Source organism: Hymenobacter sedentarius, assembly GCF_001507645.1.
Lineage (GTDB): Bacteria > Bacteroidota > Bacteroidia > Cytophagales > Hymenobacteraceae > Hymenobacter > Hymenobacter sedentarius.
On the sequence record NZ_CP013909.1, the window covers coordinates 1,921,194 to 1,934,808 of the forward strand.

Sequence of the window (13,615 nt, forward strand, 5' to 3'; positions counted from 1 at the left end):
GGAGGCGCTTTTCTTTTTAGATAATATCAAGGTGCCCAAAAATTAACATCCTCACTCTGTTTGCTATTGCGGCGAAATAATCTTACCTTTGCAAGCCAAATTTTAGGGGCAAACGGCTCCAAACAAACCATTCGCTAAATGCCAACCATCAATCAGTTAGTACGGAAAGGCCGTGAGGCTTTGACTACCAAGTCGAAGTCGCCCGCCCTTGATTCGTGCCCGCAGCGTCGGGGCGTGTGCACCCGTGTGTACACCACCACGCCTAAGAAGCCGAACTCGGCTATGCGCAAAGTGGCCCGTGTGCGCCTTACCAACGGTAAGGAAGTAAACGCATACATCCCCGGTGAAGGCCACAACCTCCAGGAACACAGCATCGTGCTGATTCGTGGTGGCCGGGTTAAAGACTTGCCAGGTGTTCGCTACCACATCATCCGTGGCGCCCTGGACACCGCCGGTGTAAGCGGCCGGACCCAGCGTCGTTCTAAGTATGGTGCTAAGCGTCCGAAGCCCGGTCAACCCGCAGCAGCAGCTGGCAAGGGTGGCAAAGGCGCACCAGCTAAAAAGAAATAAATCAGCTAGTAGTGAGTAGTCAGTGATGCGTGGCACCAGAAATGGAGCCGCGCATCCTTGATACTGACTACTCAACATCAACTACCTATCATGAGAAAGTCTAAACCAAAGAAGCGCATCTTGCTGCCGGACCCTAAATACAAGGAGACGCTGGTAACCCGCTTTGTGAACTATATGATGTACGACGGGAAGAAAAACCTGGCGTACACCATCTTCTATGACGCTTGCGACCTCGTGGAGCAGCGCACCAAGGAGAGCGGCCTCGAAATGTGGCGCAAAGCGTTGAATAACGTGATGCCCACCGTGGAAGTAAAGAGCCGCCGCGTAGGTGGTGCTACCTTCCAAGTTCCGATTGAAGTGCGTGCTGACCGCCGCATTTCGGTAGGTGCTAAATGGATGATTCAGTATGCTCGTCGTCGTGGTGAGAAGACCATGAAGGACAAGCTGGCCGGCGAAATCATCGCTGCCGCCAAAGGCGAAGGTGCTGCCGTTAAGAAGAAAGACGACACCCACCGCATGGCAGAGGCTAACAAGGCCTTCTCGCACTTCCGTTTCTAAACTGGTTAATTGTTATTTGGGGTCTTAGGGACTTGGACTTATTTGACGGATTGTTCTGTTAAACGACCAAGAACCTGAGACCCCAAATTTCTAAGCCTTCAACATAATCATGGCCGTTAACAAAGACCTACAATACCTCCGGAACATCGGGATTATGGCGCACATCGACGCCGGTAAGACCACGACTTCGGAGCGTATTCTGTACTACACGGGTAAAACCCACAAAATCGGGGAAGTGCACGATGGTGCCGCCACGATGGACTGGATGGAGCAGGAGCAGGAGCGCGGCATCACGATTACCTCGGCTGCCACTACTACCTTCTGGAACTACCCCACCGACGTAAAAGGTGACCCTACGTCGGAAACCAAGCAATATAAAATCAACCTGATTGACACCCCTGGCCACGTGGACTTCACGGTGGAAGTGGAACGTTCGCTGCGCGTACTGGACGGTGCCGTGGCCCTGTTCTGCGCCGTGTCGGGTGTTGAGCCGCAGTCGGAGACGGTATGGCGTCAGGCTGACAAATACAAAGTGCCCCGCATTTGCTTCGTCAACAAGATGGACCGTGCCGGCGCTGACTTCTTCAAGGCGGTTGCCGAAATCAAAGACAAATTGGGTGCTAACCCAGTGCCGTTGCAGATTCCGATTGGTGCTGAAGACACCTTCAAAGGTGCTGTGGACTTGCTAACCGGCAAAGCCATTGTATGGGATGATGCTACCGAAGGCAAGTCGTACAGCGAAATCCCCGTTCCCGAGGATTTGGTGGAGACCGTAGCCGAGTGGCGTCAGAAGCTCGTTGAGAGTGTTGCTGAGTATGATGACGCGTTGCTGGAGAAGTTCTTCGAAAACCCCGATTCCATTACTCGCGAAGAAATGATGGTCGTTATCCGCCAAGCGGTAATCGACATGAAATTCTCGCCCGTATTGTGCGGCTCGGCCTTCAAAAACAAGGGTGTGCAGACGATGCTGGACGCCGTTATGGCGTACCTTCCGTCGCCGCTCGATATGCCCGCTATCATCGGTACCCATCCCGAGAGCGGCGTTGAGATTGAGCGTCACCCCGACAACTCGGAGCCTTTCACCGCTCTGGCTTTCAAAATTGCTACCGACCCATTCGTAGGCCGTCTGTGCTTCTTCCGCTGCTACAGCGGTGTGTTGGATGCTGGTTCGTATGTGCTCAACAACCGCACCGGCAAGAAGGAGCGTATCTCGCGCCTCATGCAGATGCACTCCAACAAGCAGAACCCGATTGACAAAATCCAAGCGGGTGACATTGCAGCAGGTGTTGGTTTCAAAGACATCAAAACCGGCGATACGCTAACCGACGAGAAGAACCCCATCGTTCTCGAGTCGATGAGCTTCCCCGAGCCCGTAATCGGTTACGCCATCGAGCCAAAAACCCAGGCTGACGTTGACAAAATGGGCATGGCCATTGCCAAGCTCATCGAGGAAGATCCTACCCTGAAGGTAAACACCGACCCAGAGACCGGCCAGACCGTGTTGCGTGGTATGGGCGAGCTGCACTTGGAAATCATCATCGACCGCATGCGTCGTGAATTCAAAGTGGAAATCAACCAGGGTGCCCCGATGGTAGCCTACAAGGAGATTCTGACTAAGAAGGTAGAGCACCGCGAAACCTACAAGAAGCAGACCGGTGGCCGCGGTAAATTCGGCGACATCGTGTTTGAACTCGGCCCGAAAGAGACCGAGCCCGAAAAGCCTGGCTTCGAGTTTGACAACGCCATTGTTGGCGGTGTTATTCCCCGCGAATTCATCCAGCCGATTCAGAAAGGTTTCGAAGAAGCTATGCGTCAGGGTCCGTTGGCCGGCTTCCCGGTTGAGGGCATGAAAGTGCGCCTGTTCCACGGCTCTTACCACGACGTTGACTCGGACGCGCTGTCGTTCGAACTTGCTGCCCGCGGTGGTTTCCGCGAAGCTGCGCGTCAGGCTGGTCCGAAATTGCTCGAGCCCATCATGGCTGTTGAAGTGGTTTGCCCCGACGAATACACGGGTCCCGTAACCGGTGACTTGAACCGTCGTCGTGGTCTGATGAAAGGCATGGACACGAAAGGTGGTGCCCAGGTTATCAAGGCCGACGTTCCGCTGTCGGAGCTGTTCGGTTACGTAACTGCCCTGCGTACGATTTCGTCGGGTCGCGCTTCGGCTTCGCTCACGTTCTCGCACTACGAGCAAGTGCCCAGCAACTTGGCCGAAGGCATCATTGCTAAAGTAAAAGGAAGTAAATAACACCGGTCACTAACTTGGTCAATCGGACCAAAACCCTCAATGAACCAGAAAATCCGCATTAAGCTGAAGTCCTACGACCACAACCTCGTAGACAAATCGGCCGAGAAAATCGTGAAAGCAGTGAAGGCCACCGGTGCCATCGTGAGCGGTCCGATTCCTTTGCCGACCCAAAAAGAGAAGTTCACCGTGCTGCGCTCGCCCCACGTGAACAAGAAGAGCCGGGAGCAGTTCCAGCTTTGCACCTACAAGCGCCTCGTGGACATCTTCTCGACTTCGTCGAAGACCGTAGATGCCCTGATGAAGCTGGAATTGCCCAGCGGCGTTGACGTAGAAATCAAAGTCTGAGGATTCGATTTCAGTCTTAATTGAGATAAGCCCCACTGTGATTCGTCGCGGTGGGGCTTTTTCTTTGGAACTTGCGGCAGCACTACAATCCCTACATGCAATCTGTTTTCACTCTTGCTCGCTTGCACCGGGCAGCTATGTTCTTCTGCGTTTGCATTATCGTTGGCATTTTCATTGCCCACTGGTTTCGTGTCTTGCCCAGTATCGGGATGGCAGGCATTGCCCTTACCGGTTTAATATATGCTGGGGTATACCGCCGAATCGCTAATTGGAACGAATGGCCGGTATTCGGAAGCCTGTTCTTAGTGTTCATGTTACACCTAGTTCAGGGATTGAATACTGATGCTGCCAATTACTATGAGTACGGGAAAGACATTGTGCTGCAGTTGCCTTTCTTGGCTTTGGTGGTAGGGTTTTGGTTGTTGCCGGCACTGCCCGCACGGTACCTGCGGGCGCTTTGGCTTATCCTAATAGCGATAACACTAATAGCAGCCCTTGGGGCTACAGTCAATTATCTAATGAATGTTGGCGAAATAAACGAGATGTATCTGCACTCGAAGGTGATGCCAACCGAGCCGGACCATATCCGCTTCAGCTTGATTATTACATTGGCAATAGCAGCGGGAGTTCTTCTATTGGTACACAAGGCCATTCATTCCCATTGGCGCCCTTGGCTAATCGGAGGCCTGATGTTTCTCGCTCTCTTTCTCCATTTGTTGGCAGTACGAAGCGGGGAAATGACATTTTACGTTCTAGGAGCACTAGCTGTGGTGCGTCTTATAAGTCGGGCCAAGCAGTGGAAACAAGCAGCGACGCTAGCGGCAGTGCTCCTGCTGCTGCCCGCAGTTAGCTTTATCGCTTTACCGACTTTCCGCAATAAGATATTTAATACACAGGATGATGTAAGCAGTGTTAACCGCAGCTCGGTTGGGAAGACATATTCCATTTCCTCGCGTGTATACTCTTACAAAGTGGCCTTAGCGGTTTGGAACGAGAATATGTTAATTGGAGTCGGGAAACCAGACCTCAAAACGGAGATGGCAAAGCGCTACGCCATTTTATATCCTGAGCTAACTCCTGAGTATTATATACAGCCCCACAACCAATACTTATACAATCTAGCTGCCTACGGTTTACTGGGGCTATTAGTATTCTGTGTGGGCATCTTCTACCCGGCGTGGTGGGCCCGCCGGAAATATGCTCCTTTGTTGTTGGCGCAATACATTAGCATTGCTCTCTCGTTCTTGGTCGAATACACCTTGGAAACGCAGGTTGGGTTAGCGTATGTAGTGTTCTTCTTGTTTCTGGCCTTGCAGGGCTCTCTGCCCGCTACGGAAAATGACACCCAATGGCGACCTGCTTAAACTGTTGCAGATTGAGCCATAAAGTCAGCTAACAGCCTCATCTAGAAAATATTTCTACCTGTGGTTGTGATTACCGAGGCTTTTTTTCTATCTTTGCACTCCCTTAGCGAAAACGGCACTCGGCCGTTTTCTTTTTGTGTCATTTAATCATTAATAGAATGCCTGGCATCATCGGTAAGAAAATCGGTATGACAAGCCTCTTCACTCCGGATGGGAAAAACATTCCCTGCACGCTCATCGAAGCGGGTCCGTGCGTAGTGACGCAGGTTAAGACTATCGCGAATGACGGCTACACCGCCATTCAAATTGGGTACGGCGAGAAAAAAGCCAAGAACACGACCAAAGCATTGGTTGGTCACTTCGCTAAAGCTGGTACTACCCCCAAGAAAAAATTGGTTGAATTCCGCCTCGACGCCGAATCGACCTATGCCGCCGGCGCCACCATCGATGCTACTCTTTTCGAAGAGGGCGAGTTTGTGGACGTGGTGGGTACTTCCAAAGGCAAGGGTTTCCAGGGCGTTGTAAAGCGTTACAACTTCCAGGGTGTTGGTGGCCAGACCCACGGTCAGCACAACCGCCTGCGTCACCCCGGTTCTATCGGTGCTTGCTCCTGGCCTTCGCGCGTATTCAAAGGAATGCGTATGGGTGGCCGGATGGGCAATGACCGCGTGAAAGTGCAGAACCTAAAGGTGATGCGCGTAGTAGGCGACAAGAACCTGATTCTGGTGAGCGGCTCGATTCCCGGCGCGAAGAATTCTTACGTGGTAATCGAGAAATAGACTAGTACGATGGAACTCGCAGTATATAACCTCAAAGGCGAAGACACCGGCCGCAAAGTGACCCTGTCTGACGCCATCTTCGGTCTCGAAGTAAACGAGCACGTGATGTACCTGGACGTGAAACAGTACTTGGCCAACCAGCGCCAGGGCACGCACAAGTCCAAGCAGCGCAACGAGGTGCACGGCACCACGAAGAAGCTCAAGAAACAAAAAGGTACGGGCGGTGCCCGCGCCGGCAGCATGAAGTCGGGTGTGTTCGTAGGTGGTGGCCGGATGTTCGGTCCTCAGCCCCGCGACTACAGCTTCAAGCTGAACAAGAAGACCAAGCGCGTAGCTCGTCTCTCAGCTCTTTCGAGCCTGGCGAAGGATGGCAAAATCTCCCTCGTGGAGAACATCGCCATGGATGCTCCCCGCACCAAGGACTTCGTCGCCATCTTGGACGGCCTCAAGCTGAACAATGGCAAAAAGACCATGCTTGTTACCGGTGAGGTAAACAAGAACGTTGTTCTCAGCGCCCGCAACCTGCAGAAAGTGAAAGTGTCGACGCCAATCGGCCTCAACACCCACGACCTGCTAAACACGGACACGCTGCTGATTTCGGAAGACGGCATGGCTTCATTGGTTGAACTCTATAGCACCGCCGAATAATGAGCACGCTGAAACGCCCCATCGTGACCGAAAAGGCCACCGGCCTCAACGAAAAAGGTCGCTACACTTTTGAAGTGGAGCGCACGGCCAACAAAGTGCAAATCAAGAAGGACATCGAAACGCTGTACGGCGTGACTGTGACCGAGATTAACACGATGCGCACCATTGGCAAAATGAAGTCGAAAGGTACCAAAGGCGGTCAAGTGACCGGCCGTCGGGCCCATGGCAAAAAAGCAATCGTTACCGTGAAAGAAGGCGATGTAATCGACTTCTACGGCAACCTCTAGGCCGCCAGCTTCGCCTCCTAATTTTTCCGCCGCAAAAGCACAACTAGCTAGTAATGGCACTTAAAAAACTCAGACCAACCAGCCCAGGGCAACGTTTCCGCGTTGCGCCGGCGTTCGACGAGATTACCACGTCGACCCCGGAGAAGTCGCTGATGACTTCCCTCCCCAAATCGGGTGGCCGGAACTCTTCCGGTAAAATGTCCAACCGCTACATCGGCGGTGGTCATAAAACCCAGTACCGTATCGTGGACTTCAAGCGCGACAAAGCCGGTGTTCCGGCTACCGTGAAGACCATCGAGTACGACCCCAACCGTACCGCCCGCATCGCTCTGCTCAGCTACGCTGACGGCGAGAAGCGCTACATCATCGCGCCCGCCGGCATGACGGTAGGTACGACGGTCGTATCGGGCACGGGCGTAGCTCCCGAAGTTGGCAATACCTTGCCGCTCCGTGAGATTCCCCTCGGTACCATCCTCCACAACATTGAGCTGCAGCCCGGCCAGGGTGCGGCCATGGCCCGTTCGGCCGGCACGTACGCCCAGCTGGTGGCTCGCGAAGAGCGTTACGCAACCTTGAAATTGCCTTCCGGCGAAATGCGCATGGTCCTCGTGACTTGCATGGCCACGGTTGGTACCGTTTCTAACGGCGACCACATGAACACCCGGATGGGTAAGGCAGGCCGTAACCGGTGGGCTGGTCGTCGTCCCCGCGTTCGTGGTGTAGCCATGAACCCTGTCGACCACCCCATGGGTGGTGGTGAAGGCAAATCGTCGGGTGGTCACCCACGTAGCCGCAATGGTATTTTGGCTAAGGGCCAGAAGACCCGCAACAAGAACAAGTATTCGGAGAACCTGATTGTGAGCCGTAAAGGCAAGAAGTAATATATGGCACGTTCACTCAAAAAAGGGCCGTACATTGACTTCCGGCTGGAAAAGAAAGTCACGGCACTCGAAACGGCTGGTAAAAAGTCGGTGGTGAAGACCTGGTCGCGCCGCTCGATGATTTCCCCGGATTTCGTTGGCCACACGTTCGCTGTTCACAACGGCAATAAGTTCATCCCGGTGTATGTGACCGAGAACATGGTAGGGCACAAGTTGGGCGAATTTGCCCCGACGCGCAACTTCCGTGGTCACGTCGCCAAAAAAGATAAAGGCAAGCGCTAAGATGGAAGCAGTAGCAAAACTCCGCAATGTGCCGACCTCGCCTCGCAAGATGCGTTTGGTGGCCGACCTCGTGCGCGGCAAGAAAGTGACCCAGGCCCTCGGCCTGTTGCGCTTCGAAGCCAACATCGGCGCCGAGAAGATTGAGAAACTGCTCCTTTCGGCTTTGGCCAACTGGCAGCAGCACAACGAAGAAGAGCGGATTGAGGACGCAAACCTCTACATCAGCGAAATCTTCGTGGACGAAGGACGCCAGCTGAAGCGCCTGCGCCCCGCCCCCCAGGGCCGTGGCCACCGCATCCGCAAGCGTAGCAACCACGTGACGCTGAAAATCGACACGAAAGTGGAGAAGCTCGGCAAGAAAACCACCGAGCACGCTAAGCAAGTTGGTACTACCGATAACCCTAAGGCCGACGCCAAATCCTAATTCAATATGGGACAGAAAGTAAATCCGGTTGGCTTCCGCTTGGGAGTAATCAAAGGCTGGGACTCCAACTGGTACGGCGGCAAGGACTTCGCCGAGAAATTGGTGGAGGACGAGAAAATCCGCAAGTACATCAACGCTCGCATTCAGAAAGGCGGCATCAGCCGCATTGTGATTGAGCGCACCCTGAAGCGCATCACCATCACCATCAACACGGCTCGTCCGGGTGTGGTAATTGGTAAAGGCGGCCAGGAAGTGGACAAGATTAAGGACGAGCTGAAGCAAATCACCAGCAAAGACGTTCAAATCAACATCTTCGAAATCAAGCGTCCGGAGTTGGATGCCAAGCTGGTAGGCGAGAGCATCGCCCAGCAGTTGGCTGCTCGTATCTCCTTCCGTCGCGCCATGAAAATGTCTATCCAAGCCGCCATGCGGGTTGGCGCTGAAGGCATCAAGATTCAGTGCGGTGGCCGTCTCGGCGGTGCTGAAATTGCCCGTTCGGAGCAGTACAAAGAAGGTCGTACGCCGCTGCACACGCTGCGCGCTGACATCGACTACGCTTTGTCAGAAGCTCAAACCGTATATGGCAAAATCGGCATCAAGGTGTGGGTAATGCGTGGTGAGGTGTTCGGCAAGCCCGACCTATCGCCCAACCAGCAGCTCACCAACCCCGGTGGCGACGCCGGTGGACGTCGTGACGATCGTGGCCCTCGTGGCGAGCGTCGTGACGGTGACCGTGGTCCTCGTCGTGACGGCGACCGTGGTGGCCGTGGTGGTGCAGACCGTGGCGGTAACGCCGGCGGTGGTGCTCCCCGCGGCGACAACGCCGGTCCTCGTCGCAATGGTCCCGCCGCTGGTGGTGGAGCCGGTGGTGCTGCTCGCGGCCCGCGTCGCTAGAACAAGTCAAAGGAATTTCACTTCGTTTGCCATAGGGTGAACGAAGTGAAATGTTCGACTGTTCGCCCCTTTCTTACAGAACACTCTCTTTTATTAAAATCAAATGTTACAACCGAAAAGGACCAAGTATCGCAAGATGCAAAAGGGTCGCGTAACAGGCCTCGCCTACCGCGGCAGCTCCATAGACTTCGGTTCGTTCGCCATCAAGTCGCTTGAGGTTTCTTGGATTACGGCTCGCCAGATTGAGGCAGCTCGTATCGCCATGACCCGCGCCATGAAACGCGAAGGGCAAGTATGGATTCGCATTTTCCCCGACAAGCCAATTACCAAGAAGCCTGCTGAAGTGCGGATGGGTAAGGGCAAAGGCTCTCCCGAGTATTGGGTGGCCTGCGTAAAGCCGGGTCAAATCATGTTCGAGTCGGACGGTGTTTCGCTGGAAGTAGCCAAGGAGTCGCTGCGTCTGGCGGCTCAGAAGCTGCCCGTACGGACTTCATTCGTGGTTCGCCGCGACTATACCGACGCTGCTTAAGTCATGAAGAACAAGACCGACCTCAAAGGCCTTTCCGCCGAAGCGCTGAAAGAGCAACTCACCGCCGAGAAGGCCCAGGGCCAGCAACTGCGTTTCGCGCACGCGATTTCGCCCCTGGAGAACCCTGCCCGTCTCAAGGCCAACCGTAAAAACGTCGCCCGCTTGCTCACCGAGCAGACTCGTCGGAATAACGAGCAGGCCACTAACCCCGCTCAATAACCGATGGCAACCGACGTAACAACCCAAGACCAAGCCGTAGCTGAAGACTCGCGCAACATGCGCAAGGAAATCACCGGCACGGTAACGAGCTCGAAGATGGACAAGTCCATCACCGTGGCTGTGGTGCAGAAACAAAAGCACCCCATGTACGGCAAGTTCGTGACCAAAACCACGAAATTCCACGCCCACGACGAGAACAACGAGTGTGGCGAAGGTGATACGGTGCGCATCATGAGCACCCGTCCCCTGAGCAAAACCAAGCGGTGGCGCCTGGTGGAAATTATTGAACGCGCTAAATAATCTAATTCGATGATACAGCAAGAATCCCGCCTGACGGTGGCCGATAACAGCGGCGCTAAGGAAGTCCTCTGCATCCGCGTTTTGGGTGGCACGGGCAAGAAATACGCCAGCGTTGGCGACAAGATTGTGGTAGCTATTAAGTCGGCTATCCCTTCCGGCAACGCCAAGAAAGGCACCGTGAGCAAAGCCGTAGTAGTTCGTGTGAAGAAAGAAGTACGCCGCAAAGACGGGTCGTACATTCGCTTCGACGACAACGCTGCTGTGTTGCTCAACAACAACGACGAGCCCCGCGGCACGCGCATCTTTGGCCCAGTGGCCCGGGAGCTGCGTGAGCGTCAGTTCATGAAAATTGTATCGCTGGCCCCCGAAGTACTGTAAGCTATGGCTATCAAAAAAGCAGCCCCCGTACAACTGCACGTGAAGTCGGGCGACACCGTAAAGGTGATTGCTGGCGACGAGCGCGGCAAGACCGGCGTTATCAAGTCGGTAAACCGGGTGACCCAGCGCGTAACCGTTGAAGGTCTGAACCTGGTGACGAAACACAACAAGCCGAGCGCCAAATCGCCCCAGGGCGGCATCACCAAGATGGAGGCGCCCATGCACGTGAGCAATGTGCAGGCTATCAACCCCACCACCGGTGAGCGTGTGCGCAAAGGCGCCGCAGCCGCAGCAGCTTCGGCTGCTGCTCCTGCAAAAGCCAAGCGTGCCACTGCCAAAACGGCTTAATCCGCCCCCTGCATCATGGCCCGTCTCAAAGACATTTATAACAAAGACGTAGTACCGGCGCTCCAGGAGAAATTCCAGTTCAAGAGCATCATGCAGGTACCACGCATCACCAAAATCTGCATTAACCGCGGTATTGGTGCTGCTGTCGCCGATAAGAAATTGGTCGATAACGGTGTGGAAGAGCTCACGACCATTACCGGTCAGAAAGCCGTTCCAACCATTGCCAAGCGTTCGGTGTCGAACTTTAAGCTCCGGGAAGGTATGCCCATCGGTGCTAAAGTGACGTTGCGCGGCGAGCGCATGTACGAGTTCATGGACCGTCTTCTGACGGTGGCCCTGCCCCGCGTACGTGACTTCAAAGGCATCAACGACAAAGGGTTCGATGGTCGTGGCAACTACACGCTTGGCGTGAAGGAGCAAATCATCTTCCCCGAAATCTCGATTGACAAAATCAAAGGCATCTCGGGCATGGACATCACGTTCGTGACCACTGCCGAGAACGATGAGCAGAGCTACGAGCTGCTAAAAGCTTTCGGTATGCCTTTCGCAAACGCTAACAAATAATCTCCCTGACTCATGGCTAAAGAATCCATCAAAGCACGGGAGCGCAAGCGCATTGCCACCGTGGCCCGCTACGCTGAGAAGCGCAAGGCTCTGAAAGCTGCCGGCGACTACGAAGGTCTCGACAAGCTGCCCAAAAACGCTTCGCCCGTGCGCTTGCATAACCGCGACATGATTGACGGCCGCCCCCGCGGCTACATGCGCAAGTTTGGCATCAGCCGCGTGCGTTTCCGCGAAATGGCTCTGGCCGGGAAGATTCCTGGTGTGACCAAGTCGAGCTGGTAGTACAGTCTGGCTTTCGCCGAATTGAAAAGCCCCCAAGTTATTGGGGGCTTTTTTTATGAAAGGTGACACAGTGCACCCCACTTAATGCCGTTTATTGCTAGGAGTGAAGAGCAAAAGACACAAAGATTCAATGACATTTATGCAGTCCACTTGCATAAGTGTCACGTTTTCCGTTACCTTTGCACTCCGAAAACTTGGGGAAGGCCTCAAACCATTTGGCAGGTTGCCAAAAGAAACCATTGGCTGCACCGTCGCCGGGCAAGCCAAGTAGTCTTAACCGAAATTTCGTTGGTCCCGTTGGGCACCCGGCGAAATTTTCTTATCTTTGCGCTCCGAAAAAAGCGGACGCATTTAATACTCAATGAATACTGACCCCATTGCCGACTACCTGACCCGGGTACGCAACGCCATCAAGGCGAACCACCGGGTGGTAGAAATCCCGGCCAGCAACATCAAAAAGGAAATCACGAAGGTGCTCTACCACAAGGGCTACATTCAGTCGTACCGTTTTGATGATTCATCGGTTCAGGGCACCATCAAAATTGCCCTGAAGTACAACCCGACCACCAAGGCTCCCGCCATCACCAAGCTGCAGCGCGTTTCGACGCCCGGCTTGCGTCAGTACGTGGCTGCCGACAACCTGCCCCGCGTCCTCAGCGGCCTAGGTGTCGCCATCATCTCGACCTCGAAAGGCGTGATGACGGAGAAAGAGTGCAAAACCGAGAACGTGGGCGGCGAGGTGCTGTGCTACGTGTACTAATCCGGAACCGCTTTAGCTAACTCAATTATGTCACGTATTGGTAAACTGCCGATTTCCGTCCCCGCCGGGGTCGCTATCTCGGTTGAGAAAGACAACGTGGTAACGGTGAAAGGTCCTAAGGGCACGCTAACCACGCAAGTGGACCGCGACATCAACGTTGCCATTGAAGACGGTACCCTCACGGTATCCCGTCCCACGGAGCAGAAGCGTCACAAGGCCATGCACGGCCTGTACCGCTCGCTCATCAACAACATGGTAGAAGGCGTGAGCAACGGCTTCACCAAGCAGTTGGAGCTGGTAGGCGTAGGCTATAAAGCCTCCTTGGCCGGCACCACGCTGGAATTAGCTTTGGGTTACTCGCACAACGTGTTCATCGCGTTACCGAAAGAAGTAACTGCAACGGCTGTTACCGAAAAAGGTAAAAACCCGATTGTTACGCTCACCAGCATCGACAATCAACTGTTGGGCCAGGTGGCCGCTAAAATTCGTTCATTGCGTAAAGTCGAGCCTTACAAAGGCAAAGGTGTACGCTTCGTGGGCGAAATCATCCGTCGCAAAGCTGGTAAAACGGCCTCTAAATAAGTTCGCATCATGGCATTTGATAAGGCACAACGCCGCAAGCGGATTCAGCGCATCATCCGTACCAAGGTGGCTGGCACGTCCGAGCGGCCGCGGCTCTCGGTGTTCCGTAGCAACACGGGCATCTACGCTCAGATTATCGACGACACTACCGGCCGTACGCTGGCAGCTGCTACGTCGAAAAAAGTAACCGCCGAGGGTGGCAACGGTGTGGCTTTGGCCGCCGCCGTAGGTCGGCAGATTGCCGCCGTCGCCCAGGAGAAAGGCATCACGAAAGTGGTGTTTGACCGCTCCGGTTACCTCTACCACGGTCGCGTAAAATCATTGGCTGAAGGAGCCCGCGAAGGCGGCCTCAATTTCTAAACTATCATGGCGC

22 protein-coding genes are annotated in these 13,615 nt (G+C 54.4%); all 22 read left to right on the forward strand.

Annotation, left to right across the window (positions count from 1 at the left end; all coding sequences use genetic code 11):
- The first annotated feature begins 138 nt into the window (after window positions 1-138).
- The 22 genes from rpsL (at window position 139) to rplR (ending at window position 13,602) form a co-directional block, all read left to right on the forward strand.
- On the forward strand, window positions 139-570 hold the full coding sequence (rpsL, locus tag AUC43_RS07940; protein WP_068191715.1) for a 30S ribosomal protein S12: 432 nt from the start codon (window positions 139-141) through the stop codon (window positions 568-570).
- Window positions 571-660: 90 nt separating this feature from the next.
- On the forward strand, window positions 661-1,128 hold the full coding sequence (rpsG, locus tag AUC43_RS07945; RefSeq protein ID WP_035567919.1) for a 30S ribosomal protein S7: 468 nt from the start codon (window positions 661-663) through the stop codon (window positions 1,126-1,128).
- A 109-nt stretch (window positions 1,129-1,237) separates the two neighbouring features.
- Complete coding sequence (gene fusA, locus AUC43_RS07950; protein WP_068191717.1) at window positions 1,238-3,376, forward strand: elongation factor G; 2,139 nt, start codon at window positions 1,238-1,240, stop codon at window positions 3,374-3,376.
- Between the two features lie 39 nt (window positions 3,377-3,415).
- Window positions 3,416-3,721, forward strand: coding sequence for a 30S ribosomal protein S10 (rpsJ, locus tag AUC43_RS07955; RefSeq protein ID WP_035567915.1), 306 nt, complete (start codon window positions 3,416-3,418; stop codon window positions 3,719-3,721).
- Between the two features lie 95 nt (window positions 3,722-3,816).
- Window positions 3,817-5,085 (forward strand): O-antigen ligase family protein, encoded by a 1,269-nt coding sequence (locus AUC43_RS07960; RefSeq protein WP_082684985.1) that lies wholly within the window; start codon window positions 3,817-3,819, stop codon window positions 5,083-5,085.
- A gap of 158 nt (window positions 5,086-5,243) precedes the next feature.
- Window positions 5,244-5,864, forward strand: coding sequence for a 50S ribosomal protein L3 (gene rplC / locus AUC43_RS07965; RefSeq protein WP_068191721.1), 621 nt, complete (start codon window positions 5,244-5,246; stop codon window positions 5,862-5,864).
- Window positions 5,865-5,873: 9 nt separating this feature from the next.
- Window positions 5,874-6,512, forward strand: coding sequence for a 50S ribosomal protein L4 (gene rplD, locus AUC43_RS07970; protein ID WP_068191723.1), 639 nt, complete (start codon window positions 5,874-5,876; stop codon window positions 6,510-6,512).
- Window positions 6,512-6,799: a 50S ribosomal protein L23 gene (gene rplW, locus AUC43_RS07975; protein ID WP_068191725.1), complete on the forward strand. Its 288-nt coding sequence runs from the start codon at window positions 6,512-6,514 to the stop codon at window positions 6,797-6,799. The genes rplD and rplW overlap by 1 nt, the downstream gene beginning before the upstream one ends.
- Before the next feature lie 53 nt (window positions 6,800-6,852).
- Window positions 6,853-7,680, forward strand: coding sequence for a 50S ribosomal protein L2 (gene rplB, locus AUC43_RS07980; RefSeq protein WP_068191726.1), 828 nt, complete (start codon window positions 6,853-6,855; stop codon window positions 7,678-7,680).
- Window positions 7,681-7,683: 3 nt separating this feature from the next.
- Window positions 7,684-7,962 carry a 30S ribosomal protein S19 gene (rpsS, locus tag AUC43_RS07985; RefSeq protein WP_068191730.1) on the forward strand — a complete coding sequence of 93 codons (279 nt, stop codon included), beginning with the start codon at window positions 7,684-7,686 and terminating at the stop codon, window positions 7,960-7,962.
- 1 nt (window position 7,963) lies between these two features.
- Window positions 7,964-8,386: a 50S ribosomal protein L22 gene (rplV, locus tag AUC43_RS07990; RefSeq protein WP_068191733.1), complete on the forward strand. Its 423-nt coding sequence runs from the start codon at window positions 7,964-7,966 to the stop codon at window positions 8,384-8,386.
- A 6-nt stretch (window positions 8,387-8,392) separates the two neighbouring features.
- Window positions 8,393-9,280, forward strand: coding sequence for a 30S ribosomal protein S3 (gene rpsC / locus AUC43_RS07995; protein ID WP_068191734.1), 888 nt, complete (start codon window positions 8,393-8,395; stop codon window positions 9,278-9,280).
- Between the two features lie 103 nt (window positions 9,281-9,383).
- Window positions 9,384-9,809, forward strand: coding sequence for a 50S ribosomal protein L16 (gene rplP, locus AUC43_RS08000; protein WP_035567899.1), 426 nt, complete (start codon window positions 9,384-9,386; stop codon window positions 9,807-9,809).
- 3 nt (window positions 9,810-9,812) lie between these two features.
- A complete protein-coding gene (rpmC, locus tag AUC43_RS08005; protein WP_068191736.1) occupies window positions 9,813-10,028 on the forward strand; it encodes a 50S ribosomal protein L29 in 216 nt (71 codons plus the stop codon).
- 3 nt (window positions 10,029-10,031) lie between these two features.
- Entirely contained in the window at window positions 10,032-10,328 is a 297-nt protein-coding gene (rpsQ, locus tag AUC43_RS08010; protein ID WP_068191738.1) for a 30S ribosomal protein S17, read from the forward strand.
- Window positions 10,329-10,337: 9 nt separating this feature from the next.
- A complete protein-coding gene (gene rplN, locus AUC43_RS08015; protein WP_035567895.1) occupies window positions 10,338-10,706 on the forward strand; it encodes a 50S ribosomal protein L14 in 369 nt (122 codons plus the stop codon).
- Window positions 10,707-10,709: 3 nt separating this feature from the next.
- The gene (rplX, locus tag AUC43_RS08020; RefSeq protein ID WP_082684986.1) at window positions 10,710-11,054 is read left to right on the forward strand and encodes a 50S ribosomal protein L24; all 345 of its coding nucleotides are present in this window, start codon (window positions 10,710-10,712) and stop codon (window positions 11,052-11,054) included.
- 15 nt (window positions 11,055-11,069) lie between these two features.
- Complete coding sequence (gene rplE / locus AUC43_RS08025; protein ID WP_068191739.1) at window positions 11,070-11,618, forward strand: 50S ribosomal protein L5; 549 nt, start codon at window positions 11,070-11,072, stop codon at window positions 11,616-11,618.
- A 12-nt stretch (window positions 11,619-11,630) separates the two neighbouring features.
- Window positions 11,631-11,900: a 30S ribosomal protein S14 gene (rpsN, locus tag AUC43_RS08030; protein ID WP_035567891.1), complete on the forward strand. Its 270-nt coding sequence runs from the start codon at window positions 11,631-11,633 to the stop codon at window positions 11,898-11,900.
- A gap of 361 nt (window positions 11,901-12,261) precedes the next feature.
- The gene (gene rpsH / locus AUC43_RS08035) at window positions 12,262-12,660 is read left to right on the forward strand and encodes a 30S ribosomal protein S8 (protein WP_068191741.1); all 399 of its coding nucleotides are present in this window, start codon (window positions 12,262-12,264) and stop codon (window positions 12,658-12,660) included.
- A gap of 27 nt (window positions 12,661-12,687) precedes the next feature.
- Complete coding sequence (gene rplF / locus AUC43_RS08040) at window positions 12,688-13,242, forward strand: 50S ribosomal protein L6 (RefSeq protein ID WP_068191743.1); 555 nt, start codon at window positions 12,688-12,690, stop codon at window positions 13,240-13,242.
- Between the two features lie 9 nt (window positions 13,243-13,251).
- Complete coding sequence (rplR, locus tag AUC43_RS08045; RefSeq protein WP_068191746.1) at window positions 13,252-13,602, forward strand: 50S ribosomal protein L18; 351 nt, start codon at window positions 13,252-13,254, stop codon at window positions 13,600-13,602.
- Window positions 13,603-13,615 lie beyond the last annotated feature (13 nt).

What these genes read in the sequence shown, in the direction of transcription:
- rpsL (WP_068191715.1), top strand. Translation starts at nt 139, where the DNA reads ATGCCAACCATCAATCAGTTAGTACGGAAAGGCCGTGAGGCTTTGACT.
- rpsG (WP_035567919.1), top strand. Translation starts at nt 661, where the DNA reads ATGAGAAAGTCTAAACCAAAGAAGCGCATCTTGCTGCCGGACCCTAAA.
- fusA (WP_068191717.1), top strand. Translation starts at nt 1,238, where the DNA reads ATGGCCGTTAACAAAGACCTACAATACCTCCGGAACATCGGGATTATG.
- rpsJ (WP_035567915.1), top strand. Translation starts at nt 3,416, where the DNA reads ATGAACCAGAAAATCCGCATTAAGCTGAAGTCCTACGACCACAACCTC.
- AUC43_RS07960 (WP_082684985.1), top strand. Translation starts at nt 3,817, where the DNA reads ATGCAATCTGTTTTCACTCTTGCTCGCTTGCACCGGGCAGCTATGTTC.
- rplC (WP_068191721.1), top strand. Translation starts at nt 5,244, where the DNA reads ATGCCTGGCATCATCGGTAAGAAAATCGGTATGACAAGCCTCTTCACT.
- rplD (WP_068191723.1), top strand. Translation starts at nt 5,874, where the DNA reads ATGGAACTCGCAGTATATAACCTCAAAGGCGAAGACACCGGCCGCAAA.
- rplW (WP_068191725.1), top strand. Translation starts at nt 6,512, where the DNA reads ATGAGCACGCTGAAACGCCCCATCGTGACCGAAAAGGCCACCGGCCTC.
- rplB (WP_068191726.1), top strand. Translation starts at nt 6,853, where the DNA reads ATGGCACTTAAAAAACTCAGACCAACCAGCCCAGGGCAACGTTTCCGC.
- rpsS (WP_068191730.1), top strand. Translation starts at nt 7,684, where the DNA reads ATGGCACGTTCACTCAAAAAAGGGCCGTACATTGACTTCCGGCTGGAA.
- rplV (WP_068191733.1), top strand. Translation starts at nt 7,964, where the DNA reads ATGGAAGCAGTAGCAAAACTCCGCAATGTGCCGACCTCGCCTCGCAAG.
- rpsC (WP_068191734.1), top strand. Translation starts at nt 8,393, where the DNA reads ATGGGACAGAAAGTAAATCCGGTTGGCTTCCGCTTGGGAGTAATCAAA.
- rplP (WP_035567899.1), top strand. Translation starts at nt 9,384, where the DNA reads ATGTTACAACCGAAAAGGACCAAGTATCGCAAGATGCAAAAGGGTCGC.
- rpmC (WP_068191736.1), top strand. Translation starts at nt 9,813, where the DNA reads ATGAAGAACAAGACCGACCTCAAAGGCCTTTCCGCCGAAGCGCTGAAA.
- rpsQ (WP_068191738.1), top strand. Translation starts at nt 10,032, where the DNA reads ATGGCAACCGACGTAACAACCCAAGACCAAGCCGTAGCTGAAGACTCG.
- rplN (WP_035567895.1), top strand. Translation starts at nt 10,338, where the DNA reads ATGATACAGCAAGAATCCCGCCTGACGGTGGCCGATAACAGCGGCGCT.
- rplX (WP_082684986.1), top strand. Translation starts at nt 10,710, where the DNA reads ATGGCTATCAAAAAAGCAGCCCCCGTACAACTGCACGTGAAGTCGGGC.
- rplE (WP_068191739.1), top strand. Translation starts at nt 11,070, where the DNA reads ATGGCCCGTCTCAAAGACATTTATAACAAAGACGTAGTACCGGCGCTC.
- rpsN (WP_035567891.1), top strand. Translation starts at nt 11,631, where the DNA reads ATGGCTAAAGAATCCATCAAAGCACGGGAGCGCAAGCGCATTGCCACC.
- rpsH (WP_068191741.1), top strand. Translation starts at nt 12,262, where the DNA reads ATGAATACTGACCCCATTGCCGACTACCTGACCCGGGTACGCAACGCC.
- rplF (WP_068191743.1), top strand. Translation starts at nt 12,688, where the DNA reads ATGTCACGTATTGGTAAACTGCCGATTTCCGTCCCCGCCGGGGTCGCT.
- rplR (WP_068191746.1), top strand. Translation starts at nt 13,252, where the DNA reads ATGGCATTTGATAAGGCACAACGCCGCAAGCGGATTCAGCGCATCATC.